This is a genomic window from bacterium, assembly GCA_026416715.1.
Taxonomy (GTDB): domain Bacteria; phylum UBP4; class UBA4092; order JAOAEQ01; family JAOAEQ01; genus JAOAEQ01.
On sequence record JAOAEQ010000006.1, the window covers coordinates 111,912 to 138,060 of the forward strand.

Genomic DNA, 26,149 nt, shown 5'->3' on the forward strand with positions numbered 1-26,149 from the left:
AAAAAATAATTACTCAGACTATACATCAAATAATCTTATTTCCGTTCATCTTTAATTATCTTACCGTCAAACAGGCGGATGTTTCGAAACGCATACGCAGCAATATCCGCTTCGTGTGTAACCAGAATAATGGTCATACCTTCTTTATGTAACCGCGCAAAAGTTTCCATAATTTCTTTCCCCATTTGTGAATCAAGGTTTCCGGTTGGTTCATCCGCAAGTAATATTGCTGGATTATTAACTAACGCCCGAGCGATCGCTACCCGCTGTCGTTCTCCGCCGGAAAGTTCGTTCGGCCGATGCTGCCATCGTTCTTTCAACCCGACACGTTCTAATGCCTGAAATGCCCGTTCTCTTCGTTTAGCGGGAGACACTCCGCCGTATACCATCGGGAGTTCAACGTTCTGTAATGCGTTATATTTCGGGAGTAGATTGAATGTCTGGAATACGAACCCGATTTTCCGGTTCCGGATTTCAGCAAGTTCGTTTTCAGATAGTTTACTTACTTCCGTGCCATCAAGAAAATAGCTTCCGCTGTTGAACGTATCTAAGCAGCCGATAATATTCATCAAGGTTGATTTCCCCGACCCAGACGCACCCATAATTGCAACAAACTCGTTCTTTTCCACAGTTAGTGAGACTTTATTTAATGCGGTAACCTGGATTTTCCCTAAATCATAGATTTTTACGATATCGATTAAAGTTACCATACCATTAAAACCCACATGCCCATTAACGTAATTAATTGTTTGACGTGCATTTTTTATGCTTTCTTCTCTTTGGTTTTCTTAATTTTAATCCGATCATTATCCTTGAGTTTCGCTGCGTTGTGCAGAACGATAATTTCCCCTTCGGTAACTCCGGTTTCAACAATCGCATATTTCGAATTCGTTAATCCCACGATAACCTCTTTCTTTTTCACTCGGTTGCCAGTAACTATAAACACATACTTTTTTTCATCCTGTTTTACAATCGCTTCAATCGGCACTTTCAGAACACTATCCTGTTTATAAGTTAAAATATCCGCATCGACGGACAGGTTCGGTCGAACCGGTTGTCCGAGTGTACTATCAACTTTAATGGTTACTTCTACTTCTGCAAACGTCTGCCGAATCGCTTGAGCAGCTATGTCCGTAACCGTTCCCGGTAATTTAACTTCTTTAAACGCATCCGATGAAATCGTTGCGGTTTGTCCGGTAGAGACCTTGCTGATATCAAGTTCATCAACTTTAACTTTTGCATTAAACTGGGATAAATCGCCGATACTAAAAATCTCTTCTCCGTAACCGATATATTTTTTCTCTTTAAGCGAATCTTCTACTATTGAACCGTCAATCGGCGCTTTAATAATCGCTAGATTATATTTACGCTGTGCCTCTTTCAGTTCCGCTTCTGCAATCTGCACTTCTCCCTGTAGTTCCTGGACATCTTTCTCAAATTTCTGTTGCTGAAACGCTACTTGTTGTTGCATTACCGCATAATCTAACTTTGCAGATGCATAGCTCCGTTCCGCCTCTTCCAGTTGGCGACGGGTAATAACTTCTTGGTCAAACAATCGTTTCATTGTCGCAACATTTTTTTCCGCATAATCGAGCGCAATTTTCACTTTTTCGAGATTATTCTTCGCTTGTGCTAGTTCATACGGCCCGGAATTTTCGATTAAATTCTTCAAATTATTCTGGAGTCGTTTCAATCGGATTTCTGCATTTGTAACTTCGGTTTTCAGCTTCTCCTGGTCAACCACTACTAAAATTTCACCTTGTTTAACTCGGGCTCCGTCTTTAACTCGTTTTTCACGCAGGTTCCCTTCTACTTCTGCCCGAACCTTTATCTTATTTGCTGGTTCAAGGATCCCTGTCGCCTTAACTGTTTGCTCAAACACCCCTCGTTCCACCTGTCCGGTAGTAACTTCAACCGCACTCTGTTTACTCCCCAAGAACTGGTTTGCATAGAAAATAATGATACAAACAACTATGATTCCTAGTATAACTATTACTTTTTGTAACCTATTTTTCTTTTCCATAGAGTAATTCCGAACCGCAAAGGACGTCTGGGTTAACCAAACACACGTAGAAAACTGCAAAATATCTTGTGCGGTTTTTACGGTAGATACTTCGTCATTATACAGTAACGTTTCGTTTTTATTTTTTCTAGATTCTAACTCTCTAATCTCGCTTCTAGTTTACTATTCCGTATCATCTTCAACTTGCATCGGGTTCGATTTTTCGATTAACGGTTGAAATACTTTCGTTATCCCTAACCCTAAACCGATTCCTATTAAATAGAGCGATAGCAGAATCACCGCAGCTTTTTTCCAGCTAAATTTATAAACAATCGCTATCCCGATAATAGATAGCCATAACGACCATAGGGTAAATAAATCGATATAGTTCCAGAAGGTATACCCGAGCAACCCGACCTTTTCTTTCGTGAAAACTAATCCGAGACTAGCGTTGAATGGAATATACTCATTGGGATTTAGGAAGACATATACTAACGATAGGAGCCCAAAAATCAATCCTGGCGTAGAAGCATACCCAAGCACACTAACTGCATGTTTAAATGTGCTTTTTCCATTCAAAAACGGCGCAATAACATGGATTATCCCAGCTTTAATTAGTAAAATCATTAGCATTATAATAATCCCGAAAATTGCGCCAATAATCGGCGCACCATATTTCATTACGGTTGACATTGTTTCCGGCATCTTCTGCATTGCTTCTTCAAACTGCGGACTCCGAAACCCGACGATAACGTTCGCAACTGATACTAATAACGTTCCTACCACAGGGATTAATATGGATTGAAAAACTCGCGGATGTTCGTCTACCCTGCGAAACTCTTCTTTCGGGCTGGTTAACATATTACCTATTGATACCAAATATCGGATAAATCCGTTTCCTGAAACTTTTGGTTTAAATTCTTGTTGAATTTCATTCATTATTCGCCTCTCTGTTCAACCGAGGTTATATTTCATTATCTCTCTGGTTATATATGCTTTACTATTTATATTTAATTGACTATCCTATCATACTTCATCATTTAGAGCAAAAACCTATCCCTAATATACACCGACGGACTAATTTTAGCTTCTCTTACTGGTTGTATAATAATTACGGGGCATAACAGGAATGGAATGAAGTAAGGATAAGGGAATAAGCCACTGCCTTAATACTTCTCCAGTACTTGACCATATTGAACTTGAAAAATCGTCATACCTCTTGGGTTGTGATACACCGGAAGTAAGCTCGGGCTAGCGAGAAATAATTGAAATAACTCAAGTTCTGCAATAGACTTAAACCGCTGGCGGAAATAGGGGTAGTATAACCGCAGCTCTTTTTCGTTATAGAGGATATATTTCACTTGCAGTTCAGCGAGTTTCTCTTTAATCTGGTCAACGGTTTCCGACTGCTGGATAATCCGCAGGATTACCGGGGTATCAAAAAAATCCGCACAATAATATGGCCGTTGGCAGTATAATGCCCGATATTCACCAATAAATAGGATTCGGTCGTCCGGCAGGGTCTTCTGGTTGACATATGTAAACATCGGGTAATAATCGAGGTTCCGTGCAAGAAATGCTTCGTTCGATTCCATACCGATAATAAACGATAATGGATTATGGTATCGCGCTACCGTCTGAACCGTCCAGATAGCATTATAGACTAACATGATACCTAAAGTACCGAATAGTAAGTATCTCATACCTAACTTTTTTTCCGCAATCCGCATTTGATACAACGACCACGGTATCAGCGCGCTCAATAGCGGAAGTATCGGTTGCAAAAACCGATTATCACGGTAGGTAGCAGACCAGAATATGAAATAATAAATAGCGGTCAGAAGTAAGAGGTAAAATGTCAGGTTATTCTTCTTTTCGGAACAGTGCGAAGATATTTTCCTGCTGCATATAACGGCGTAGACTATTAACGGTAGGAATGCGAGGTAAATAGGGCCAAGTTGCCAATCCCCGAAATTCACCGGATGCATTGCTGTTTTTGGTGGATTCATGGTCGCTCGCCAAGGGAGTTGAAATAATTCTATTATTCGATACCCCAGATTCTGCTGGTTCGCTTGAGCGAGCCAACCTTTTTCCTGAGCGTGAGCAGTATAATATTCGGCATTGAACTGGCTCCAATCAGTTCCGCCGAAAATACTATATCCCAGTGGGTAGACCGGATTGCCGGTATAGATATAATTTTTTATATACCAAGGAATCGCAATACCAGTAGTTAGTATCAAGCACAAGATACTATGGTTTAAAATCTTTTTATAATCCTTACGTTGATAGAATAAGATTATTATCAATATACTCCATAAGAAAAACACCACGGCAACCATGGAATATTTTATTCCGAGCAAGAATCCGGTAACGATAGAAAATAAGTAGCATGTAGACTGAGGACAGAAGTTAGAGTTTTTTTCACTGGTTTCCGCCTTCTTGTTTCTAGCTCTTCCTGTGATACAAAGTGTATAGATTGCGATGAAAACATAAAAGGTTAATCCGCTCTCGATAAACGCCCAGGATGAAATAATCGGAATAAATGGAGTGCTGATATAAATCGCTACCGGAACGAGCGGGTTCGTGAACGGGGAAAATCGTTTCGTAAAACTATGGATTGCGATAGCGGTTAACACCAAAAAAAGCCAATGGATAAGTTTTGGTAGTATCGTGCCCGAAATTGCTAATCCGAGCGTATATAACGATTCGATGAGAAATGGAAAATTCGAAAACGCATTATAGGGAACATATACAATTCTATGTTTCCATAAATATTGTTGCGGTACTGCGAGATGATACCGGAGCGCGTCTGATTCGGTACACGGGGTTAACGAACTTAAAAACGAGAGAGAAAGAATAAACAGAATAAATATAGTGAGCGACTGATTGCGTTTTGTAAGTTTAATCTTCAATAATTTTTGCCAACATTTAGTAATCCAATGTTTTGTTTCTTGATAACTGAAAATTATTCCAAAGATGAGAAGGATAAACAGAACTTGATATCGCAAATGTCCAATTAAACCTAATCCAAAAAGCAATAGACTCAACAGACCCAACCCTACGGCAACCGAAAAGATAACTTGTTCGGTATCATCAGACGTATCACTATCCGTATGCGATAAATTCATTAATAACCTATTATGGTCCTCAGTCGACGGACAGCCTGTGTTCCATCCGGATATATTTATTAAGGATAGCGTTTTCTTACCAAATCCATAAGCGATACTAAGTATAATGAGTAGATTAACTATGGAAGTAAGTATGGAAAATAGGTTGGATAAGAATGTCTGCCATTGAAATAGACCAGGAAAGTTAACTCCCGCTAATATTGAACTAGGTATTATCGGATATAAAGGATAGTAAAAAATAAATACTACGAACGCAAATAGAAAGCAAAGTAATAAAAGGAGTTTCACATGAATGATTACGGAAAAAACTTTTTTATCTCAAATCTAAACTATGTGATAACAAAAGGAATAGAAAATGAAAAATCTTTCTACTATACAATATCTTTTTGTGGATACCCACTTGCCACTTACGGTTAACGTTTAGGTATTAAGTAATTTTAATTGGCATAATAACGTTAATATAATTATCATCTCCAACAGGTTTAATGACTCCTGGGGTTAACGGCTGGTTAATTTCTAAACTCATTTCTTCCGCATCAATATTCTTTAAAATATCAATGAGATATTTCCCGTTAAACGCTATTTGGACTTCTTCACCGTCATACGTAACATTAAATTCATCTTTTGCTTCTCCAATTTCAGGAGTGTTTGCTGAAACCTGGATACAATTCGGTTGAATGGTAAATTTTATCTGGTTGGTTTTTTCACTTGCAAGCACTGAAACTCGTCGAATCGCTTGTAATAACCGGGTTGATTTCATCCCGATTTTCTTTTCACAGAATTTTGGAATAACTTGTTCGTAGTTGGGAAATTGACCGTCAATTAATCGCGAGGTGACTAGACTATTTTCTGTTTTAAAAAATATTTGTGTTCCAGTGCTCGCGATTGTAATATTACCTTCTTCTCCTAAAATTGTCTGGAGTTCATTAATCGCTTTAATGGGAATAATTACCCCTATTTCATCTTTAATTTTATCTTCGACATTCCCTTTAATATACGCTAATCTTCGTCCGTCAGTAGCCACCATTCGAACCTCATTTCCCTTTGCCCAGAAATAGAGTCCATTTAAGACTTGCCTCATCTCTTCTAGGGATACCGCAAAACTTGTTTTTCTCACCATACTTTTCCAAATCTTTTGGGGTAATTCAAACGCTCCGGTTTTAGGAAATACCGGTAAAACTGGAAAATCTTCTTTCGGCATACCTGATAAGGTAAACACGGTTTTCTCGCATTCTATTTTAGCTATCGTATCTTCAGTGCTTATGATAACAGGCGCATCCGGTAGTTCTCGGACAATATCACTTAACTTTTTTGCTGGTAAGGTTATCCCGCCTTTTTCATTTACTTCTGCAGGAATTTCATATTCTACGCCAACATCAAGATCGGTTGCAGCTAATCGCAGTTTCTTCTCTTTATCTTTCGCTTCAACTAAAATATTTGATAGAATCGGCATAGCACTTTTAACACTTACCGCATTACTGACAATACCGACGCATTTCTGTAATTCTGATCTATCAACAACAATTTTCATAAATATTATCCTCCAAAAAAATATTCAAATCTTTATAACCTAATATTTGTAATAATAAATATACCTGTTAATTTGTGGATAGGTCAAGCAATAATATATAAATATATCATTATTTTCTGTGGATTAGCTATGAATTATTCTATTATTTCTATCCAGAGTGATTAACAGTTATTTTTAACGTAATAATCTTATTTCTATTATTCACTTATCAACAAACTTATCCACAAATAAATTGTGGATAAGTTAATAAACTATTATAATATATAGAGTTAATTACTTAATAGACAATTTTATCGACCTGGGTGATACAATAAAACATTCATAAATTGTAGGTATATTTACCCTTGAGAAAACTAATAATTTATCCACATATCCACATACTTATCCACAGGAAATCAATTTTTTATACATAACTGAATTAGGATAAGTTATCCCATTTTTATGAGTATTTATACTCAAATTAAATCATTTTTATTTATCCTTCTTATCTGTTGGTCAATTTTTATTGTTAGTTATTTTTATTATACCAATCTAGCGTTACTATATCTCTATATTAAGCTAGTAAAAATCATTATTTCCGGAGATTATTACATTAATTTCAATAATATTTACTGGAAAGAAATATGGTTAGCAATCATCGGAATACTATTTTATACTTTTCCATTAACAATTATCTTTAAAGAAAAAAAGAAAAAAATATCTCCTCGCGCAATCACAATATCTTTCATCATCGGATTAGGAACGATTTCTGTTATTCTTGAATTATTAGGTATATTTCATTTTCTCCATCGAAAAATTATTATCCTGGTATATCTTGTTCTCATTCTACTCTTTTTGCTCACCGCTAAAAAAAGAAAAACCACTATCTATTTTTCACAACTGACAGAACAACTCGTAACCCATAAAATTTTCTATTCCTGTTGTCTCATCCTTATAATTTTAATAACTTCATTTACATTTTATCACGCATTGTTTTATCCGGAAACATACTGGGATTCGCTTATCTACTATCTTCATTATGGAAAAATGATATTTGAACAGAACGGTTTTCCGACGAGGGTATGCGCTCAAGTCGGACTCGGGCTTGGTGCAAACTATCCGCATTTATTCCCACTCATCGGAGGAACCTTATCGATTCTCTTTGGCGGATACTCCGATATCTTCGGTCAATTTATCGCGCCATTTGCCGGATTACTCGCAACGATTTTACTCTATTTTATTGCTCGAGAATTATTCCAATCGAAACTCGTTGCGATAACCACCGCGTTGTTATTTCGTAGCGTTCCGTTCGGTATAGCGTATTTCACCTATGCGACCGACTATGCGCTCGTTATGCTATTCACCGCAGGGTTCCTCTATACTTCCTTACAATATTTGCATACACGAAAGCAAACTTGGCTCTGGATAACTGGATTTATTGCTGCCATCCAGACCCATATCAATTATCTCGGCTGGATATTTTTCCCAGTGTTCGTATTGCTTTTGTTCCTGTCGAAAGAAAACATAAAAACGGTGTGTCTGGTTCTCTTGTTTTCTATACTGATCGCTATCCCGTGGTATCTTCGCAATTGGCTGGTTACCGGCAATCCAGTCTATGCATTCTTTCCCGAAATTTTCGGTGGCAAATATATTAATCGAGAAGTGCTTGCTTCTTGCTACCACGAATGGCGCGCTAACGGTATTGGCGTTCCCGGAGAAACAGTATTCAACCGAATTCTGTATACTCCGCAATTCTTTTTTTCCGACTGGCGATTCGCTCCGGTATTATTCGGGTTCGCGATACCAGGGATTATCTTGGGATTGATACATAATCGGAACCGAACAGGTACCACTGCGAGTCGCGATAATCACTTTATTTATATTATAGTAACAGTTCTGGTTTTGGGCTTGGTCTACCATATAATAATTTCGCCATTCTATTTATATCAAATAGTATTTATTATTCCAGCAATTGCACTTCTATCTGGATATTTTGTTCGAGAAATTAGCGAAGAACCGAAGGCATACCCCCAATTGATTCTCGTTAGGAAAATCAGCAAAAAAATAGGGTTTATATTAGTTATTTTAGTTGGACTCGTTCCCGGACTTGCTATGAGCATCATGGGACATAAATATGCGAATCCCAATTTGATAGCCTTCCAACATCCAGGAATAAATCACCTGCAGTTTATGGAACTCGTTTATGGTGATGCGGTTCCGCTCTGGCAATATATCAATAAGAACTTAAAAAATACGAAACTGTTAACCCATGATAACCGATACCATATGTATGATGATAGCATCACCATCGTGCATCTGGATGATTGGGATATCCAGCACCTCTATACCGTTTCTAATATAGAAGATAAGCTGGATAAATTGCAACAGTTAGGTATCCAATATTACCTTTTTATCCCAAACGAAAGAAACCATCCGATTGTCAGCCGGCTTAATCTTCAGGAGCTTATCGATCATAACTATCTAATAGAAATATATCGTTCTGGTGAACATATTCTCTATCAATTCAACTATGCTCTTTTGGGAAAAAATAAAAAACTATAAAGCTACACCATATCTCATTTCTTTGGCTTACTTGCTTTGCTGTTGGCTATTTCGTTCCTATGAACTCGATGGCGGTGATAGCGACCAATGGATGCGTGAAACGGAGGGAGGAATTTGGTTCCGCAAACGAGAAATGTTATCCTTTTTTATGTTTCAGGCAGTCTATCAAATTACTAACCGGTTATGGCATTGGGACGGAAGGTTAACCATTAATCTCGTTAGTTGTTTAGCGGGAGCAATCTTTATCTTTTTCCTGTATAAACTCTGCATCCAATTAAAAAAAGGATGGATTCCCTTTTCGCTGGTTATGACTACGGGGATGACGGTATTGTTTTTCGGGCATATTGAAACCTATGCCCAAGTGGTTGCAGCAAGTATGGTTTTTTTCTACTATCTAATTCAGTATCTTGAACATCGTGTTGATGCGCGATATCCAGCATTTTTCTATTCCCTAGCGGCGATGTTCCACCTGCAAGCTAGTTTATTATTCCCGGTTATCCCGGTAGCGTGGTATCTGAATGGGCGTAAGAAACAAGACATTATCCATTGGATATTCGGCTTGCTTCCGTTTGGGTTATTCTGGCTAGCGATTCGTTTGGGTATCGGAGAAGGAGAATTATTTAACAATATCTATTGGGTAACGTTTACCCCGAGACCTGACCGACAAGAACCATATTGGTTGTTTAGTAGAACGCATGTATATGAGTTTGTCTGGTTTTTATATCGAATTGCGGCGATAACTACGCCAATGTTAATTGTCTTGGTATATAAGTTTCGAAAGAAAATAGTTAACGAACCAACATTAACGGTGTTACTGATAGCATCCATCATCTTATTCGTGTTTATGTTTTTCTATTACCCGCATAAAAGTTTTGCAGATTGGGATTTATTCTCCCTCTATGGATTACCGAGTACATTATTAGTTGGCTATTTACTCCTGCGCGTTAACCGAGCGAAAGAAATTACCGTTATTCTGCTTGTAATTTCATTAGGGGTTATTTCGCCAATTATTATTAAGCGAGCGAAACTAGGCCAGCGCGGGACAGGAACAATTATTATTAAGAATGTCCCGGAAGAAGCAATAGTGTTATTAGATGATTATTTAAAGAAACCGGAAATATATTACGTGTTGCAAGGGAAACATACAGTTCGGGTATTAAACCCGCCAAAACAGTTTAAACAGGAAATTGAAGTTATCCCGAACCAGACGGTTGTGATAGAATATCCGTTCAAAGAAAAGGAATAGATAACCTACAGATATACAAAGTTCTGCATAGCGCATGGATACTCTTGAGTTAGTGCTAATGACTCTGTCGGTAATGGATAGGTTATGACGAAACGCATTTTTCCTTCAGGATTCCTTTGGGGAACCGCAACAGCGGCATATCAAATTGAAGGGGCGTATAATGAAGATGGTAAAGGTGAATCTATCTGGGATCGGTTTTCGCATACGCCTGGAACGATTTCTCAGTTTCAGAACGGAGATATCGCCTGTGACCATTATCATCGCTGGCAAGAAGATATCGAGTTAATGGCAGGACTTCACTTGAACGCTTATCGGTTTTCAGTTGCCTGGCCGCGAATTTTCCCAGACGGCAGAGGGAATGTTCCGAATGAAAAAGGGTTAGCGTTTTATAACCGATTAGTTGATGCGTTGTTAGCTAAACACATCCAGCCAGTAGTAACCTTATATCATTGGGATTTACCGCAAGCACTTGAAGACCAGGGTGGTTGGCTGAACCCCGATACGTCGCATTACTTTGCGGATTATGCGCAGGTGATGTTTAAATCCCTTGGTGATCGAGTTGCATTATGGATAACATTAAACGAACCGTGGGTAAGTGCGTTTGTCGGATATCAAAATGGAATCCATGCTCCGGGTAAAAGAGATGCTAAAGGTTCGTTTATTGCGGCGCATCATTTATTATTAGCGCATGGTTTAGCGGTTCGCAGTTATCGGGAAAGCCAAACTTGCGGGCGAATTGGGATAACGTTAAATTTCACCCCGATGTATCCTGCTTCGAATAAAACCGAAGACCAAGCAGCAGCGATACGGAACGATGGATATGTTAATCGATGGTTTTTAGATGCGATTGTGAGGGGACAATATCCACAGGATGTATGGGACTGGTTTATGAAAAAGGGATGGTTGTTTTCACTTAATCCGGAAGATATGAAAATTATCAGTCTGCCAATAGATTTTCTCGGGGTAAACTATTATACGCGGGGAATCATCGCTGCGGATCCCAACAATCCGTTTCTTGGTGCTAAAAGTATCTTGGGTTCGGGGAAACGGAGCGCTATGGGTTGGGAAATGTATCCGCTTGGGCTATATGACCTATTACTGCGGTTATGGAAAGAATATATGGCACCAATGCAAAAACCACTATACGTTACCGAGAATGGCGTAGCGGTTGACGATAACCTTAAAAAGGGTAAGGTGCATGATACGAAACGAATCCAATATCTCCAAGCACATATCGAACAAGTATTTAAAGCGATTCAAGCCGGAGTAAACGTTCGTGGATATTTCGTCTGGTCGCTTCTGGATAATTTTGAATGGGCGCAGGGATATAGTAAACGATTTGGCATCGTTTATACCGACTACCCAACCCAAAAACGCATTATTAAATCAAGCGGATATTTCTATAAACAGGTTTGCGAAGAGAACGGATTGGTGCAATAATGCAATAGAAAATATATTAGCGGAAAACCACGACTCGTTAAACACCACCAATATTAGTTCTAAGGAATTCTATTTAGTGAAAAATTGATAAACTTCGTTTTGTTCGGCTCAACGGTTATCCAGAGTTTTATCGGCTGATATCCATCAGCACTAACCAGCAGCGATTGTTCACCAGCAGCAATTTCATCAAGGATATATCTACCGTCGCGATAGGTCAACGTGGTCGGATGGTCAACCATCGAAGTTATTTCTATTTTTGCGTTTTCAATCGGACGTGCGCGTTGCGCATCGGTAACTACGCCGGTTAATAATCCCCATTTGGTTATATCAAATTTTAAACTTGATACCGCCGTTCGTTGACCGGATCTGGCTGTGAGAATAACGTCTGCGGCAACCGTCGTTGACCGGATATATCCCACCGCAACGCCATTCAGTGTACTTATGGTCGTATAAACCAATGATCCGTTATCTGCGGTTAGTTCGATTATGGTTCCATCAGCGACTGGGTCACCAGCTTCATCTTTCGCAGTAATAAGAATCGCGGCTAGAGATTCGCCATCAGCTGGGATCAGCCACGGGATAATTTTCATTGATAAATCATTTACTGGCGGTGCAACCTGAAAAACATACTTTACCGGATATACATTCGTTTTATGCAGATTCATATATACGGGTTGGAGCGTATGGTAATTATTCGCAAGTGGGGTTAACGGTTTTGCGGTAGCAATAGCGCTGGTTGCGTCATACGTTGGAATAATCCGCGTAGTATCAAGTTTGAAAAAGAGACTGCTTGGAATAATTTCCTTCCCACCAAGCCCGTCAGTAATCTGGACTTTTAATTCCGGAGTGCGGTCAGCGATAATCGCTGGCGGAGAAAGAATCGTTGCTTTCGGGATACCGGAAAAGAAAAATTTCGCTAACCCGATAAAATACCCATACGCTTCCCGTTTATTATAGTCTGGGTCGGCGAGTCGCTGTTCTTCTTCCGGATTCGAATGAAACGAAGCTTCAACCAACGCAGCAGGGATTTTGGTGTTCCGTAACACCGCAAATCCTGCTCCGGGATAAATCGAATAATCGGTTCGTAACGGTCGCGGGGTTACCTGCGGGAGGTTGAGTGTATTTGCGATTCCATCCTGGAGATATCGCGCTAAATCCAGGTTGATGAGTTCATAATCTGGGTCAGCATGATACCACGTGGTTGTATAATTAACCTTCGGATTAGATACCGCATTATGATGCATGCTAACGAAAAACTCTGCACCACAGGTGTTCGCGAAATAACTCCGTTCATTCAATCCAACGAAATAATCTGCGGTACGGGTCATATATACCTGGGCGCCGCTTTGTTCAAGAAATTCACGGAGATACTGCGCTACCCGAAGATTCACCTCCGCTTCCCGAACACCGGTCGGCCCGCGTTTATAATTTTTTACTTCTGCATCACCACCATGACCAGGATCGAGGCAAATCTTCTGCCCTTTCAACGACGAGGCATACAGCGGTATCGGATACGACGGAAGACCGAGCGTAGAGATTACCGGCGGTTCTTTTTTTATTTGCACGCGTGCACAGCCTGCAAACACTACCCCGATAATTAAACCTATTACCCCGATTTTACGAAACATACTCTATAACCTCCCTTAAAACGAAAAAGCAACCGAATCAAAAATGATACAATGGTTGTTTTCGTTCAACCATTTTGTTTTTGTAACAATTTAGTTATTCTAGCATACTTTCTATTTGACGAAAACCAGATTAAGGATTATTATTATTTGCTATGGTTTATATTAAAGGAAAAAATAACTATGGTTAAGGATTATTAAATTAGGGAGAAAGAATAAACTGTTCTGCAAAAGCGGAAATTAGTTATAGCGATAACCGATGACCTAAAACTTTTTACTGTCAAAAAAAATCAAAAATGACAATACTATAGAAAGGAAACAGCGGATGAAAAGTCAACTCGAACGGTTTAAGGCAACGGTAGCACATCAGGTACATAACGAATACCTGTTCTATGCTGAATTTACTTCCGATTTGAAACGACGTATTCGGCAACAGCTTGGTATAGAAGAAGAGATTGACCTGCAAGAATATTTCGGGATGTTTAAGCCGATACCAGTGGTTCCGAAACCGCCGGAGAATTATATCCCGCCGGATTACAGTCGATACTATGCCGGGCTGGACATCCCAGCGAACGCGAAAATCGATGCTAACGGTGTGCTCCATATTCCAGGAAGTATGTATCATTTCACACGGTATATTAGCCCATTGCGGAATGCAACTAAATTCGAAGAGATAGAATCGTTTCCCTATCCGAATATTGATGGTTATGTTGAATCGAATATGGCAAATGAAGTTAAAACCGCCCATGCACATGGGAAAGTAGCATCATGCTGGGTTGGGCATATGTATGAAGATGCGTGGCAGATTCGTGGGTATGAAGAGTTCCTGATGGATATGGTTACGCAACCGGCGTGGAGCGAATATATTCTCGACCGGATTATGGAACGAAATAAGCAAGTAGCGATTGCCGGCGCGAATGCAGGGGTTGATTTCCTTCATACTGGCGATGATGTCGCGAACCAACGAACCCTGATGTTTTCGCTAGAACTTTGGCGTCGGTTCATGAAACCACGTTGGGCAGAAGTTTTTGCTGCCGCTAAATCTATTAAACCGGATATCCAGATTAAGTATCATAGCGACGGAAATATCGAAATGATTATTCCAGAACTGATAGAAATTGGGGTAACGATACTTAATCCGATACAACCGGAATGTTTAAATCCAATAGAAGTCAAACGGAAATACGGAACGCAAGTGGTTCTTGATGGAACGCTTGGAACGCAGACGATATTTCCATTCGGGACACCGGATGATGTTCGGAAAGTTGTTCAAGAGAACATTCACACCCTCGGGTATGACGGTGCGTTAATTCTCGCGCCAACCCATATCCTTGAACCGGAGGTACCCATAGAGAATATAATCGCGTTTATTCATGCGGTTACCGAATATTCGATAATCAATGCAAAAAGCTAATGCTAGTGTATAATGAAGAATAACGAAAAATAGTTAAGAGGATTAAGTCATGGGTAGAGAAAAGTCTATTCCTCGGGCGGAATATCCACGGCCGCAGTTCGTTAGAAAAGAGTGGTTGAATCTGAATGGGAGTTGGGATGTTGAGATAGGGAAAATGGATACCACGCCACCGACGGTGTTTAGCAGGAAGATACTTGTTCCATTCTGTCCGGAAAGCAAGTTGTCCGGAATCGCTAAGAAAGAGTTTATACCATGGATCTGGTATCGACGAAACTTTGAGCTTCCGAAACAATGGTTTGGAAAAAGAATCCTGCTCCATTTTGGGGCGGTAGATTATGAAGCTACGGTTTGGGTAAATGGAAACAAAATCGGGTCGCATCGCGGAGGATACACTCCATTTTCGTTTGAAATTACTAGATATATTACCAACGGTAATAATGAACTAATCGTCTGTGCAAAAGATGATACTCGAAATCCACTACAACCTTCAGGAAAACAGTCAGATAAACTCGAATCCTACGGCTGTTTTTATACCCGCACAACTGGCATCTGGCAGACCGTCTGGCTTGAACCTGTTCCACAAACCTATTTGCGCTCATTCAAGATATACCCAAATATTAAAAAAGGTAGCATAACCGTCAGAGCGACAGTAGACGGAAAAACGAGCGGGTTGAATCTGACGACTACCGCATTTGCTAAAAATAGAAAAGTTGGCGAGGTAACAGTTCCGACAAAGAAGATACTTAAATTTCATCTTCATTTATCAGAAAAGAAACTTTGGGAACCGAACAATCCGTTTCTTTATGCTCTCGAGTTTAAGCTTGTAAAAGAAAAAAGGAAAGAAAAAGTCATAGATACAGTTAAGAGTTATTTCGGGTTACGAGAAATCAGAATTAGCAGGAAAAAGGTGTTGATAAATAATAAGCCGATATTTCAGCGGTTGGTGTTAGACCAAGGGTATTATCCGGATGGGATATACACTGCACCGAACGATACCGCTTTGAAAAGAGATATCGAACTATCGTTAAAACTGGGATTTAACGGCGCACGGTTACATCAGAAAGTGTTCGAGCCGCGGTTTCTCTACTGGGCGGATAAACTTGGGTATCTGGTCTGGGGAGAATATCCGAACTGGGGATTAGACCATAGTCATCCGGAAGCGATAGTTCGGGTTCAGGCGGAATGGCGCGAAGTGATTGAGCGCGATTTCAATCATCCGTGTATCGTCGGCTGGTGTCCGTTTAATGAAACGCCGCGACAGCAGAACCCAGAACTGCTGCGAATAATATACCGATTAACGAAACAGCTTGACCCGACCCGCCCGGTAATTGATACCAGTGGATATGTCCACGTCGAAACAGATGTTTATGACGTGCATAATTATGAACAGGATCCGGATAAGTTTAAAGCGTTATTCGAACCATTTAAAAAATTAGATAAAAACGTTTGGCGAAATGTTCCGGAACAAGAGGTCGCATATCAAGGTCAGCCATATTTCGTCAGTGAATATGGTGGGATATGGTGGAATCCCGAACAGAAAGATAAAAAATCTTGGGGGTATGGCGAACGACCGAGAACCGCAGAAGAATTTATCGCTCGATATCGTGGATTAACAGAATCGCTTTTATTCCATCCGAAAATGTTCGGGTTCTGTTATACGCAACTCTATGATATCGAGCAGGAAGTTAACGGGCTCTATACTTACGACCGAAAGCCGAAATTTCATCCGAACACGATCAGAAGAATTAATATCCAGCGTGCGGCTATAGAAAAAACCTAGAAACGACGATATAGCATCGAAACCGAAATCCTTAAAAAAAATAAAAAACGAGAAGTCCCTATTGACCGATAATAAGGTTTTGCGCTACTATGATTTGCAATTAGAAATTCATCAAATCGACCTCAAAGTTGCAACACCCTAACGATATGCCATGGATTGAAAAACGAGAAATTATGGATGCGGCAACGATTGACCGCACTTTAAACCGGATGGTGCACGAAATTATCGAAAAGAATCCGGATTTGTACAATCTAGCGATCGTTGGTATTCGCACCCGTGGAATCTATTTAGCGGAACGGCTCCAGAAGAAACTAGCCGAAATAGCGAAAATTAACATTCCACTCGGAACTTTAGATATAACGATGTATCGAGATGATCTAAGTCGATTAGGGTATCATCCGGTTGTTGGTGAGACGCACCTCCCGTTTGTGCTAGATGATAAACAGATACTGCTGGTCGATGATGTATTATATACCGGGCGAACTATTCGCGCGGCATTAGATGCGTTGATGGATTATGGCAGACCGGCGAGTATCCAGCTAGCGGTTTTAATTGACCGTGGACATCGGGAATTACCCATCGCAGCAGATTTTGTCGGAAGAACTATTCCGACCGCAAAACAAGAACAAGTTCAGGTTAAACTAATAGAAACTGATACCATTGACCAGGTGGTAATAACCGAACAGCAATAGACATTTCACGAAAGAACTGAACAACGAAAGAACAAGAAAACGAGATAATAGGAGGTTCTTAAGTTCTTCCGTTAGTAAGTTCCTCCGGTTTATCGTATGCTTACTGGACTCAAAACCAAACATCTTTTAGGATTAGAATATCTCTCAAAAGAAGAAATCGAATTGATTTTGCAGACCGCAAAACCGTTTAAAGAACTGTTCACCCGGTCGGTGAAAAAAGTACCGACATTACGCGGGAAAACATTAGTTAACTTGTTCTACGAAGCCAGCACCAGAACCCGTACCTCATTTGAGCTTGCTGCAAAACGGTTATCCGCAGACGTGATTAATATTGCTGTAGCGAGTTCGAGCGTAGTTAAAGGGGAAAGTTTGATTGATACCGTGCGAACCATTGAAGCGATGAAAACGGATTTTTTAGTTATCCGACATTCGGCAGGTGGTGTCCCGCAGTTTCTTTCAACGCGCGTTCAATCAGCAATAATTAACGCTGGTGATGGCCAGCATGAACATCCTACCCAAGGGTTGTTAGATATTTATACTATTCTGGAAAAGAAAAAGCGAATTGCGGGATTGAAAGTAGTTATCGTTGGTGATATCCGACATAGCCGGGTTGCGCGAAGTGATATCTGGGGGTTAACCAAACTCGGAGCGAACGTTACCGTCGTCGGTCCACCAACGCTCATTCCGCCGGAAATCGAAAAGATGGGCGCTACAGTCTCATACCATACCGATACTGCAATCCAAGATGCGGATGTAATCAATATACTTCGGCTACAACTCGAACGACAGAAAAAAAATATGTTTCCGTCAATTCGGGAATATACCGCATTGTTTGGAATAGACCGGCATCGGGTGAAAAAAGCGAAACCAGACGTGATTATTATGCATCCGGGCCCGATGAACCGTGGAATAGAAATTTCTGCAGAAGTCGCAGACGGCGTTGAATCGGTTGTCGAACAGCAGGTTACAAACGGGGTAGCGATTCGCATGGCGGTATTATATCTGCTTGGTGGCGGGAAACCCACCGCCGCACTCGAACAAGCTGTAGAATAACCTAAATAGTAAATTGAATGACAATACGAACAGATTAAATTATATTATATCAGATGCGTTATGAAATTATTAATTAAAAATGGATTGGTTATCAATCCAGAGAAATTAACTTCGGAAAAATTAGATATTCTCATTGAAAACGATCGAATCTCGTTAATAGGCACATCAATTACCTCTGCAGATGCACAGATTATCGATGCGCAATCGAATTATGTTTGTCCGGGTTTAGTAGATATGCATGTCCATTTACGGGAACCCGGTCGGGAAGATGAGGAAACAATCTATAGTGGCACTAGAGCGGCTGCGCTCGGTGGTGTAACTTCAGTTGCGTGCATGGCGAACACCGATCCGCCGATAGATGACCGTGCTGGCGTAGAATTTATCAAAGCGAAAGCGAAACGAGACGGTATCGTTAACGTTTATCCCATCGCTGCGATTACGAAAGGATTAAAAGGTGAAGAAATCGCTGAACTAGGTGATTTACATCGGGCGGGTGCCGTTGCGGTCTCCGACGATGGGAACTGTGTCATGAACGCAGAAGTGTTACGTCGGGCGATGGAATATTCGCTGCCATTCAATTTTCCGATTATTGAACATTGCGAAGATAAGAATCTTGCGGGTGACGGCGTGATGCATGAAGGTTGGCATTCGACTGAATTCGGACTGCGCGGGATACCGTCAGCCGCTGAAGATGTTATTGTTGCCCGAGATATAACCTTAGCGGAGATGACCGGTGCGAAATTGCATATTGCCCATGTTAGTTCCAGCAAATCAGTTGAACTTATCCGGCAAGCGAAACAACGCGGGGTTCGGGTTACCTGCGAGGTTACCCCGCATCATTTAACCTTAACCGATGCAGCGGTAGCAACCTATGATTCGAATATGAAAATGAATCCGCCGTTACGAACGGAAGCGGATGTTACTGCGCTAATAAAGGGATTGCAGGATGGAACTATCGATTGTATCGCTTCTGACCATGCGCCACATGCTGTGTTTGAAAAAGAGCAAGAGTTTGATGTTGCTCCATTCGGTGTAATTGGGGTTCAGACGATGGTCAGTGTTATTTTCACCGAACTGGTTGCGAAAAATAAAATTATATTAGAACGAGCGATTCAAGCGATGAGTTATAATCCGGCAACGATTTTAGGGCTCGACCGAGGCAGACTAGACGTTGGTTCAATTGCCGATGTGGTTATTATCGACCCTAAAAAAGAAATAACCGTTACCGCAGATTGGTTATATGGGAGAAGCAAGAACTCAGCATTTTTAGGCAGGAAATTGATGGGAATAGCAACCATAACTATTGTTGCCGGAAAGATAGTTGTCAATGATGGGAAATTGGTATAAGTCTCCCAATACAAAATAAACATAAAAAAATCAAAAAAAAAGTGGAATTATAACTTCTTGTTTATCAATGGTTTATAAAAATATACATAAATAAAGTCAAAATCTACTTGACAAATTGACATTTTTATGTATATAATTTTTGCGATTTGAATTAATGGGGGAGTGAAGAAGTGTCTGCATTTTTCTACCGTATTAATTCTCTCCCATAAAAAATCGAATCAAAATTCTCTGTAGCTGAATTTAAATTACCCAGTGGTATTGTGAGTTGAGAGGAACACATTAACATGAGACCGAATACTGTTGCGATTCTAGGTATAATTCTTATTCTGAACATTGGATTGGGTACCGCGGGGATGTCAGCGAATACGAATAATCGTCCGACAATAGATTATGGTGGAAGTATAGAACTGCAAGGTTGGTTATTCGATGGACTCGCTAATAAGCAGTATAGTTGGGCGGAAACTGAATTGTATCTATGGATATCAGCTGACCTGAATGAAAAAGTCTTCACCAAAATCAACTTGGTGAATCAATATGTTTGGGGTAAAGATGATTCGTTTACGCTTCCAAGTTTAACCGACCCGAGTCGAACCATTGCCCCGTTTACTACCGGTGATGAATTCGAGCTCTGGGAAGGATATCTTACCGTAAAAGATATTTTTAATGCGCCAATAAATTTAACCGTCGGTCGTATCCTTGAAAACTATGGAGACGGATTTGTTATCTCAGATAGTCTTCCGGTAGATGCTGCAAAAGTTCAAGTTACGCTCGGGAAAACTTTGCTTAACGCGTTTGTCTATAAACAGGTTGAGAATATTTCGGATATTTCCGACCGAAACCTTTGGGGAATTTATAAACAAACCAAATGGACGGATTCGTTCCAAACCGACGGATATCTCCTCTATTTACAAGACCGGTCAGTTACACCACATCAGCGGATATATACGATCGGAACCCGGGCGAATGCGGATATCACTGCGGTGCCGGGATTAACCTTGAAGGGCGAACTGGCGTATCAGACTGGCGATGAAGGCGATATCGATTTCGATGCTTGGGGCGGATATTTTGCCGGAACGTATCAGTTTACCGCAGCGACATATAAACCGGCAATAAGTTTAGCGTATATCTATCTTTCCGGAGATGGCGATGCGACTGATGACGAAAATAATAGCTGGCAGAATTTGTTAGGGCATAGTATGCAAGAACGATTAGGCCAGAAAGCGTGGGGTCGAATTGTTGATTTTGAAAATGGGATAAAAGAGAATATGCGAATCTACTGGATTGGGGCGAGTGCACAGCCGACGGAAAAAGTTAAAGGGGATATTGATATTTATAATTATCAGTATAATAAGAAACAGGGAAATAAATCGAAAAATTTAGGATACGAAATTGATGTTAAGGTAGCGTATCAATATACCGAAAATGTAGCGGCAGAACTTATTGGTGCATGGTTTAATCCGACGAAAGATTATAATGATGACGAACAGGTGATTGCGGCGAAAGGAGCGATTAAAGTTAGCTTTTAATTGCGATTACACAGACAGCACAAAAGCAACGAGAGATTATACTCCGATTCTTTACTAAATTCGGTGTAATTTCGTGGTGCTCTACTCTGTGTAATCCAAAACTGAATAGTTAGTCACACGAGCCAGCCAAGAAAGGGGGTGCACAAGTTCCTATTAGGCGGCGTGTGAACGTGCAGAAAAACAGTGGTTCGGGATAGGAATAAAAACACAACCCTGTTTGCTGCATTTGAGTAACAAACTAAATAAGGGGGAACTTAGACTATATGAAGAAACTACTCACTCTCGTAGTGATTGCGTTATGCGTAACCGGTATAGGTTTCGCGAAAACTTTCTGGGTAGGTGAAGCGCAGCAGGTTTCGCTTCGTCTAGAAGGATTAAGCCCAGATTTTGCTGGGTTAGTTGATGATGAATATACAGATTTCTGGGTTAACCCGGCGGATATTCTGAATGTGAAAGGTGGTAGACTCTATACCAATCTCAGCAACTATGTTACCGGAGAAGAGACCCAATTTGGTGGCGCATCCGCAGATGAATATCTCATTGGTGGCGTTTATTCTTGGGAGAACATCGGGACATTTGGTGCGTTCTTCTTGAATCGGAAGTTAGGCGCGGATGATAATGATTGGGCATTACCGGTTTTCTATGGTCGTCAGATTAACGATGCGTTAGCGTTTGGTGCGAAAGTAAGCTACCAGAAAGCTGAAATTGGTAATGATGCGGATTTAATCACCTTGATTCCAGCGGTGAAATATCAGATTAGCCCGGAAGTATCAGTTGCCGGATTAATTAAATTCGGAATGTATGATGCGGATGTTGATGTTGATGGAACACTTTGGGGTGTTGGTGTTTCCGCAGCGTATCAGTGGAATGATGCGAATAAACTCCGTGGATATATTTCGTATGAGAATGCAGAGATTGAAGATACGCCTAACGAAGGTGATGCGTTTGCTATTGGTGTAGGAAACGCAACCAAACTGAATGAAAAGCTGTTATTAGCACTGGGTATCATCTATGGTGATGCGGATATTGACGGTACTTTTGCCGGATATAATCTGTTGAACAACCCGACGAATGAAAGCGAAATTACCTTACCGGTCGGTCTTGAATATACCATGACGGATTGGTTAGCGTTCCGCATCGGTGCATCACATCGGATTCCGGAAGACCACAGCAGCCAAACTGATTACTACTACGGTGCTGGGCTGAATATTACCGAGAACCTGACCGTAGATGTTCTGGGCTGGAAGAATTTAACCGAGCTGGATAATTGGAGACTATCAGCCACGGTGAAATTCTAATCAGCAATAGAAGTATCATCTTCTCCTCGGGGATTCTATCTCCGAGGAGAAGATTTTTGAAACAAAAAACGGGCTAGAAGGCTTAAGTCCTAATGGAGAACCGTAGGGTTTAAATCTTCTAACCACTTCAACCAAGAGAGGGGGGAAATAAATGAAACGATTAATACTCGCAACGCTATTAACGCTTGTTGTTAGTTCATTTGCGTTTGCCGGATTCGAACGAACGATTCATTATCAATTTGATGTCCTTAGTCCGGAAGCGCAGAATCTTGAAGCTGGCTTAGTGTTCGATTACAATAATGAAAGTGATTGGTTAACCGCTTGGGTTCTTGATGCGTATGCGAAATACGGAATTCTTGATAACTGGGAAGTCGGATTTGATGTTCCGTATATTGGTTGGGATGTTGATGGATGGCGAGAAGAAAGCGGACTCGGTGATGTGAATGTCTGGACGAAATATCGGTTTATCAATGAAGAAGAAAGTTGTTGTGGGCTAGCTGCTGGCGTGAATGTGAAACTAGCTACCGGAGAACAAAGCGAAGGGTTAGGTACCGGTCATGTAGATTGGATGCCGTTTATTATGGGCACAATCAAACCAGCTGACCAGATTACGCTCGGTGCGAAAGTCGGATATAATCGAGTATCCGATGATGATAATAATGATCGCGATGATGAATGGAATTATGGTATCTGGGGCGGATACGCTATCCAGGATAACCTCAGCATCGTTGGCGAAATCTACGGCAAAGAGGTTAAGGGAGACGACCCGCTTACGTTCGATGCTGGAGTGACCTATGGGATCGCAGAGAATGTTGGGTTAGTCGGCGGAGCTGGTTGGGGATTGAACAACGCAGCGTGGGATTGGCATGTATTTCTTGGGATAAAAGGTAACTTCCCAATTATGGGACATTAATTTTATTCATTCTGAAAGAGAATCGCTAGTTCAATGAACCCCTTATATATTTTTGCTCGATATATAAGGGGTTTTTTTATTTTTCCGCCGCCGCTGAAAACGAAAACGGTTTCACTGCACGAAGCACACACATAGCGGAGTACTCGATTATATTATATCGAGTATATCGAGACTCAACGTTAGTGTTAGTCGGTTCAAGATATATGAGGTATTAACCCATAAAAAATTTAATGATTATGAAGATAATACAACCAAACACGCTCCTATGGCGAGTGGTTATCCGGAACATAGCAGGTAAAGAAATTGCGTTTACTAATTTAGATGCGCAATTTAATAAAAAGCGGAATTGTTACCATAAAAACAAGCTTACGAAAAAGTCAGGGAGAAATAATATTAGGAAACATAGTTTTACCTGGGTATATCAGATTGCAAAAAGCGAATCGGTTAAAATCCAAGTGTATCTCCGGAGAAAAAATAGCGGTTCTGCGATACACTATACGTCAATAAAATTTACTTTACCAAAATCATGGTTCGTGGTTAGAACCGAGTTTCCAATTATTTCAGATATTTATCTCGGTAACAGGATGAAACTTGCGGTTCCGTGTGGGTGGGGGCTGGAATATGATCTGTCGAATCCGGAAACGATTGAAAAATATCGGAAAACTGGTCTGGTCTATCAATCTGTTTATCCTTATTGTCAGGCAGTAATGCAGTTTATAGCGTTCTATTCCAACGGAAAAGGACTCTATCTCGGCGCACATGACCGAACCGCAACGATGAAAGAGTTCAAGGTTATACCTAAAAATAACGGAACATTTGAGTTTCGGTTAACCACATTCGCTGGGGTAGACTTTAATACGATACAAGCTCGATATACGTTACCGTTTGAATTCGCTATTGCAACATTTACCGGCGATTATTATGCTGCAGCACAGTTCTATCGCGAGTTTAGTTATACTACCCCTTGGGGCAAGAAGAGCGCAATATCGAAACGACATACCGCTGATTGGCTGAAACAGACCGATTTATGGCTCCGTCCGATGGGTTCAGCGGAAACAAACCTTGCAATAACGCAACAAGCGCTGGATTATTTCGGGGTTCAAACCGCATTGCATTGGTATCGCTGGCATAGAATACCGTATGATACGTTATATCCCGAATATTTTCCGGCGTTACCGGATTTCGCTGATGGCGTTAAAAAGATGCAGAACGTAGGAAGTTATGTTATGCCATATATCAACGGACGATTATGGGATCCCGCTTCAGATAGTTGGAAAAACGAGAAGGTTAAAGAGAAAACCGCAGCGTTGAACGAAAAACAGGAAGTATATATAGAAGTTTATGGGTCGAAAGTTCCGCTAGCGGTAATGTGTCCTTATACACAGAACTGGAAACGTAAAGTGAAAGAACTGGTTAAAAGATTGATTAATGAAATTAATGTTGACGGAGTGTATATCGACCAAATTGGCGCAGCGCCAGCGGTGCAATGCTATAATCAGAGCCATGGGCATCCGGTCGGTGGCGGTGATTTTTGGTATCTCGGGTATCGGGATATGCTGGAAAGTATTCGGAAAACGCTGCCGAAATCGAAAATCATTACTACGGAAGAGAATATCGAATGCTGGATAGACCAATTTGATGCGATGCTCGTTGTGAATACACAAACTGATGAGCGGAAAATTATCCCGTTATTTCCGGCGGTATATTCTGATCGGATAATATTATTCGGATTTATGTATTATCCTGCAGACGATTTAGAGCGAGGGATCCCGTTTCGTGCGAAAATTGCTCAATGTTTTATTTTCGGTTCACAACCTGGCTGGGTTCAGCCGGATAAAATTATGAACCCGAAATATCGGAACGAAGCGGAATTATTACGAAACATTGTTCGATGCCGACGGTTTGCGCATAATTTCGTTAATTATGGTAAATTTCTCGGTTTGATTGAAGTGAAAGGAGATAATCCACGAGTTCTAGGGATAGGAACCGGTTCGTTCGGCGGAACATATCCTATTGATATTCCGGCAGTTATCGCTTCCGGATGGCGAGCGAAAAACGGTTCAGTCGGTATCCTCATTGCGAATCATTCTGATAACGACCATACTGTTTCCCTAGACCTGCCATTAGAGAAAGAAAAGATAACGGATAAAAAGAGGATACATCTGTATATTTTCGGATCGGAAGGATTTGAATCTTTGAGAGTAATCAAATCGAACCGATGTTCGCTAACCGTCCCTTGCCGTTCAGCAAAACTACTTGACATAACGGTACTAAAAACAGTCTGACACTTCTTCTAGTTTTAATCCAAACTCCAGACACTGGAATTTGGTCACTCTCGCTATCATAACCATCCGCTATTATCTGATTCTAATAAATTTTTTACCGCAGAGTTCGCTGAGAACAGCAGAGAAGTTTTATCTCTTTTATATCTTTTTTCTTCGGTTTTCTATTCAATTCTAACCTAACCAAAAGATAACCATCAACAGAAGCAGAATCTCTTAATCCAAGGAGTTAAGGATACATCACAATCCCCTTCTAAGCGGGTCAATCATTTCCACTGGAAAATAAGCATTGTGGCTCCTTTGGAAGCCACAATATGTCACAATCCCCTTC

The 26,149-nt window shown here is 40.6% G+C and carries 18 protein-coding genes; 12 read left to right on the forward strand and 6 right to left on the reverse strand.

Annotated features, from left to right (window positions below; translation table 11 throughout):
• Positions 1-35: 35 nt before the first annotated feature.
• The 5 genes from N3A72_03960 to dnaN form a co-directional block, all read right to left on the reverse strand.
• The gene (locus N3A72_03960) at positions 36-710 is read right to left on the reverse strand and encodes an ABC transporter ATP-binding protein (GenBank protein ID MCX7918765.1); all 675 of its coding nucleotides are present in this window, start codon (positions 708-710) and stop codon (positions 36-38) included.
• 53 nt (positions 711-763) lie between these two features.
• A complete protein-coding gene (locus tag N3A72_03965) occupies positions 764-2,023 on the reverse strand; it encodes an efflux RND transporter periplasmic adaptor subunit (GenBank protein ID MCX7918766.1) in 1,260 nt (419 codons plus the stop codon).
• A 162-nt stretch (positions 2,024-2,185) separates the two neighbouring features.
• On the reverse strand, positions 2,186-2,941 hold the full coding sequence (locus tag N3A72_03970) for a YIP1 family protein (protein MCX7918767.1): 756 nt from the start codon (positions 2,939-2,941) through the stop codon (positions 2,186-2,188).
• A gap of 227 nt (positions 2,942-3,168) precedes the next feature.
• On the reverse strand, positions 3,169-5,130 hold the full coding sequence (locus N3A72_03975; protein MCX7918768.1) for a hypothetical protein: 1,962 nt from the start codon (positions 5,128-5,130) through the stop codon (positions 3,169-3,171).
• 427 nt (positions 5,131-5,557) lie between these two features.
• Positions 5,558-6,661: a DNA polymerase III subunit beta gene (gene dnaN / locus N3A72_03980; protein MCX7918769.1), complete on the reverse strand. Its 1,104-nt coding sequence runs from the start codon at positions 6,659-6,661 to the stop codon at positions 5,558-5,560.
• Positions 6,662-7,102: 441 nt separating this feature from the next.
• On the opposite strand from dnaN, the gene N3A72_03985 reads away from it, so the two are divergent.
• The 3 genes from N3A72_03985 to N3A72_03995 all read left to right on the forward strand — a co-directional run bounded on the left by N3A72_03985 (position 7,103) and on the right by N3A72_03995 (position 11,888).
• The gene (locus tag N3A72_03985; GenBank protein MCX7918770.1) at positions 7,103-9,202 is read left to right on the forward strand and encodes a glycosyltransferase family 39 protein; all 2,100 of its coding nucleotides are present in this window, start codon (positions 7,103-7,105) and stop codon (positions 9,200-9,202) included.
• Positions 9,171-10,448, forward strand: coding sequence for a hypothetical protein (locus N3A72_03990; GenBank protein ID MCX7918771.1), 1,278 nt, complete (start codon positions 9,171-9,173; stop codon positions 10,446-10,448). The genes N3A72_03985 and N3A72_03990 overlap by 32 nt, the downstream gene beginning before the upstream one ends.
• Positions 10,449-10,532: 84 nt before the next feature.
• Complete coding sequence (locus tag N3A72_03995; GenBank protein ID MCX7918772.1) at positions 10,533-11,888, forward strand: GH1 family beta-glucosidase; 1,356 nt, start codon at positions 10,533-10,535, stop codon at positions 11,886-11,888.
• A gap of 59 nt (positions 11,889-11,947) precedes the next feature.
• Here N3A72_03995 and N3A72_04000 read toward each other — a convergent pair whose 3' ends face one another.
• On the reverse strand, positions 11,948-13,516 hold the full coding sequence (locus N3A72_04000) for an N-acetylmuramoyl-L-alanine amidase (GenBank protein MCX7918773.1): 1,569 nt from the start codon (positions 13,514-13,516) through the stop codon (positions 11,948-11,950).
• A 322-nt stretch (positions 13,517-13,838) separates the two neighbouring features.
• Between N3A72_04000 and N3A72_04005 the strand changes: the two genes are divergently transcribed.
• The 9 genes from N3A72_04005 to N3A72_04045 all read left to right on the forward strand — a co-directional run bounded on the left by N3A72_04005 (position 13,839) and on the right by N3A72_04045 (position 25,821).
• Positions 13,839-14,927, forward strand: coding sequence for a hypothetical protein (locus tag N3A72_04005; protein MCX7918774.1), 1,089 nt, complete (start codon positions 13,839-13,841; stop codon positions 14,925-14,927).
• A 49-nt stretch (positions 14,928-14,976) separates the two neighbouring features.
• Positions 14,977-16,707 carry a beta-galactosidase gene (locus tag N3A72_04010; protein MCX7918775.1) on the forward strand — a complete coding sequence of 577 codons (1,731 nt, stop codon included), beginning with the start codon at positions 14,977-14,979 and terminating at the stop codon, positions 16,705-16,707.
• 146 nt (positions 16,708-16,853) lie between these two features.
• Positions 16,854-17,399, forward strand: a complete 546-nt coding sequence (gene pyrR, locus N3A72_04015) for a bifunctional pyr operon transcriptional regulator/uracil phosphoribosyltransferase PyrR (protein MCX7918776.1) — start codon at positions 16,854-16,856, stop codon at positions 17,397-17,399.
• Between the two features lie 96 nt (positions 17,400-17,495).
• Positions 17,496-18,452 carry an aspartate carbamoyltransferase catalytic subunit gene (locus tag N3A72_04020; protein ID MCX7918777.1) on the forward strand — a complete coding sequence of 319 codons (957 nt, stop codon included), beginning with the start codon at positions 17,496-17,498 and terminating at the stop codon, positions 18,450-18,452.
• Positions 18,453-18,512: 60 nt separating this feature from the next.
• Complete coding sequence (locus N3A72_04025) at positions 18,513-19,799, forward strand: dihydroorotase (GenBank protein ID MCX7918778.1); 1,287 nt, start codon at positions 18,513-18,515, stop codon at positions 19,797-19,799.
• Between the two features lie 284 nt (positions 19,800-20,083).
• Complete coding sequence (locus N3A72_04030) at positions 20,084-21,325, forward strand: alginate export family protein (protein MCX7918779.1); 1,242 nt, start codon at positions 20,084-20,086, stop codon at positions 21,323-21,325.
• Between the two features lie 263 nt (positions 21,326-21,588).
• Positions 21,589-22,623 carry a hypothetical protein gene (locus N3A72_04035; protein MCX7918780.1) on the forward strand — a complete coding sequence of 345 codons (1,035 nt, stop codon included), beginning with the start codon at positions 21,589-21,591 and terminating at the stop codon, positions 22,621-22,623.
• A 151-nt stretch (positions 22,624-22,774) separates the two neighbouring features.
• Positions 22,775-23,536, forward strand: coding sequence for a transporter (locus tag N3A72_04040; protein MCX7918781.1), 762 nt, complete (start codon positions 22,775-22,777; stop codon positions 23,534-23,536).
• Between the two features lie 236 nt (positions 23,537-23,772).
• Positions 23,773-25,821: a DUF6259 domain-containing protein gene (locus N3A72_04045; GenBank protein ID MCX7918782.1), complete on the forward strand. Its 2,049-nt coding sequence runs from the start codon at positions 23,773-23,775 to the stop codon at positions 25,819-25,821.
• Positions 25,822-26,149 lie beyond the last annotated feature (328 nt).

Coding starts and splice junctions, on each gene's coding strand:
- N3A72_03960 (MCX7918765.1), bottom strand. CDS start 710: ATGGTAACTTTAATCGATATCGTAAAAATCTATGATTTAGGGAAAATC.
- N3A72_03965 (MCX7918766.1), bottom strand. CDS start 2,023: ATGGAAAAGAAAAATAGGTTACAAAAAGTAATAGTTATACTAGGAATC.
- N3A72_03970 (MCX7918767.1), bottom strand. CDS start 2,941: ATGAATGAAATTCAACAAGAATTTAAACCAAAAGTTTCAGGAAACGGA.
- N3A72_03975 (MCX7918768.1), bottom strand. CDS start 5,130: ATGAATTTATCGCATACGGATAGTGATACGTCTGATGATACCGAACAA.
- dnaN (MCX7918769.1), bottom strand. CDS start 6,661: ATGAAAATTGTTGTTGATAGATCAGAATTACAGAAATGCGTCGGTATT.
- N3A72_03985 (MCX7918770.1), top strand. CDS start 7,103: ATGAGTATTTATACTCAAATTAAATCATTTTTATTTATCCTTCTTATC.
- N3A72_03990 (MCX7918771.1), top strand. CDS start 9,171: ATGCTCTTTTGGGAAAAAATAAAAAACTATAAAGCTACACCATATCTC.
- N3A72_03995 (MCX7918772.1), top strand. CDS start 10,533: ATGACGAAACGCATTTTTCCTTCAGGATTCCTTTGGGGAACCGCAACA.
- N3A72_04000 (MCX7918773.1), bottom strand. CDS start 13,516: ATGTTTCGTAAAATCGGGGTAATAGGTTTAATTATCGGGGTAGTGTTT.
- N3A72_04005 (MCX7918774.1), top strand. CDS start 13,839: ATGAAAAGTCAACTCGAACGGTTTAAGGCAACGGTAGCACATCAGGTA.
- N3A72_04010 (MCX7918775.1), top strand. CDS start 14,977: ATGGGTAGAGAAAAGTCTATTCCTCGGGCGGAATATCCACGGCCGCAG.
- pyrR (MCX7918776.1), top strand. CDS start 16,854: ATGCCATGGATTGAAAAACGAGAAATTATGGATGCGGCAACGATTGAC.
- N3A72_04020 (MCX7918777.1), top strand. CDS start 17,496: ATGCTTACTGGACTCAAAACCAAACATCTTTTAGGATTAGAATATCTC.
- N3A72_04025 (MCX7918778.1), top strand. CDS start 18,513: ATGAAATTATTAATTAAAAATGGATTGGTTATCAATCCAGAGAAATTA.
- N3A72_04030 (MCX7918779.1), top strand. CDS start 20,084: ATGAGACCGAATACTGTTGCGATTCTAGGTATAATTCTTATTCTGAAC.
- N3A72_04035 (MCX7918780.1), top strand. CDS start 21,589: ATGAAGAAACTACTCACTCTCGTAGTGATTGCGTTATGCGTAACCGGT.
- N3A72_04040 (MCX7918781.1), top strand. CDS start 22,775: ATGAAACGATTAATACTCGCAACGCTATTAACGCTTGTTGTTAGTTCA.
- N3A72_04045 (MCX7918782.1), top strand. CDS start 23,773: ATGAAGATAATACAACCAAACACGCTCCTATGGCGAGTGGTTATCCGG.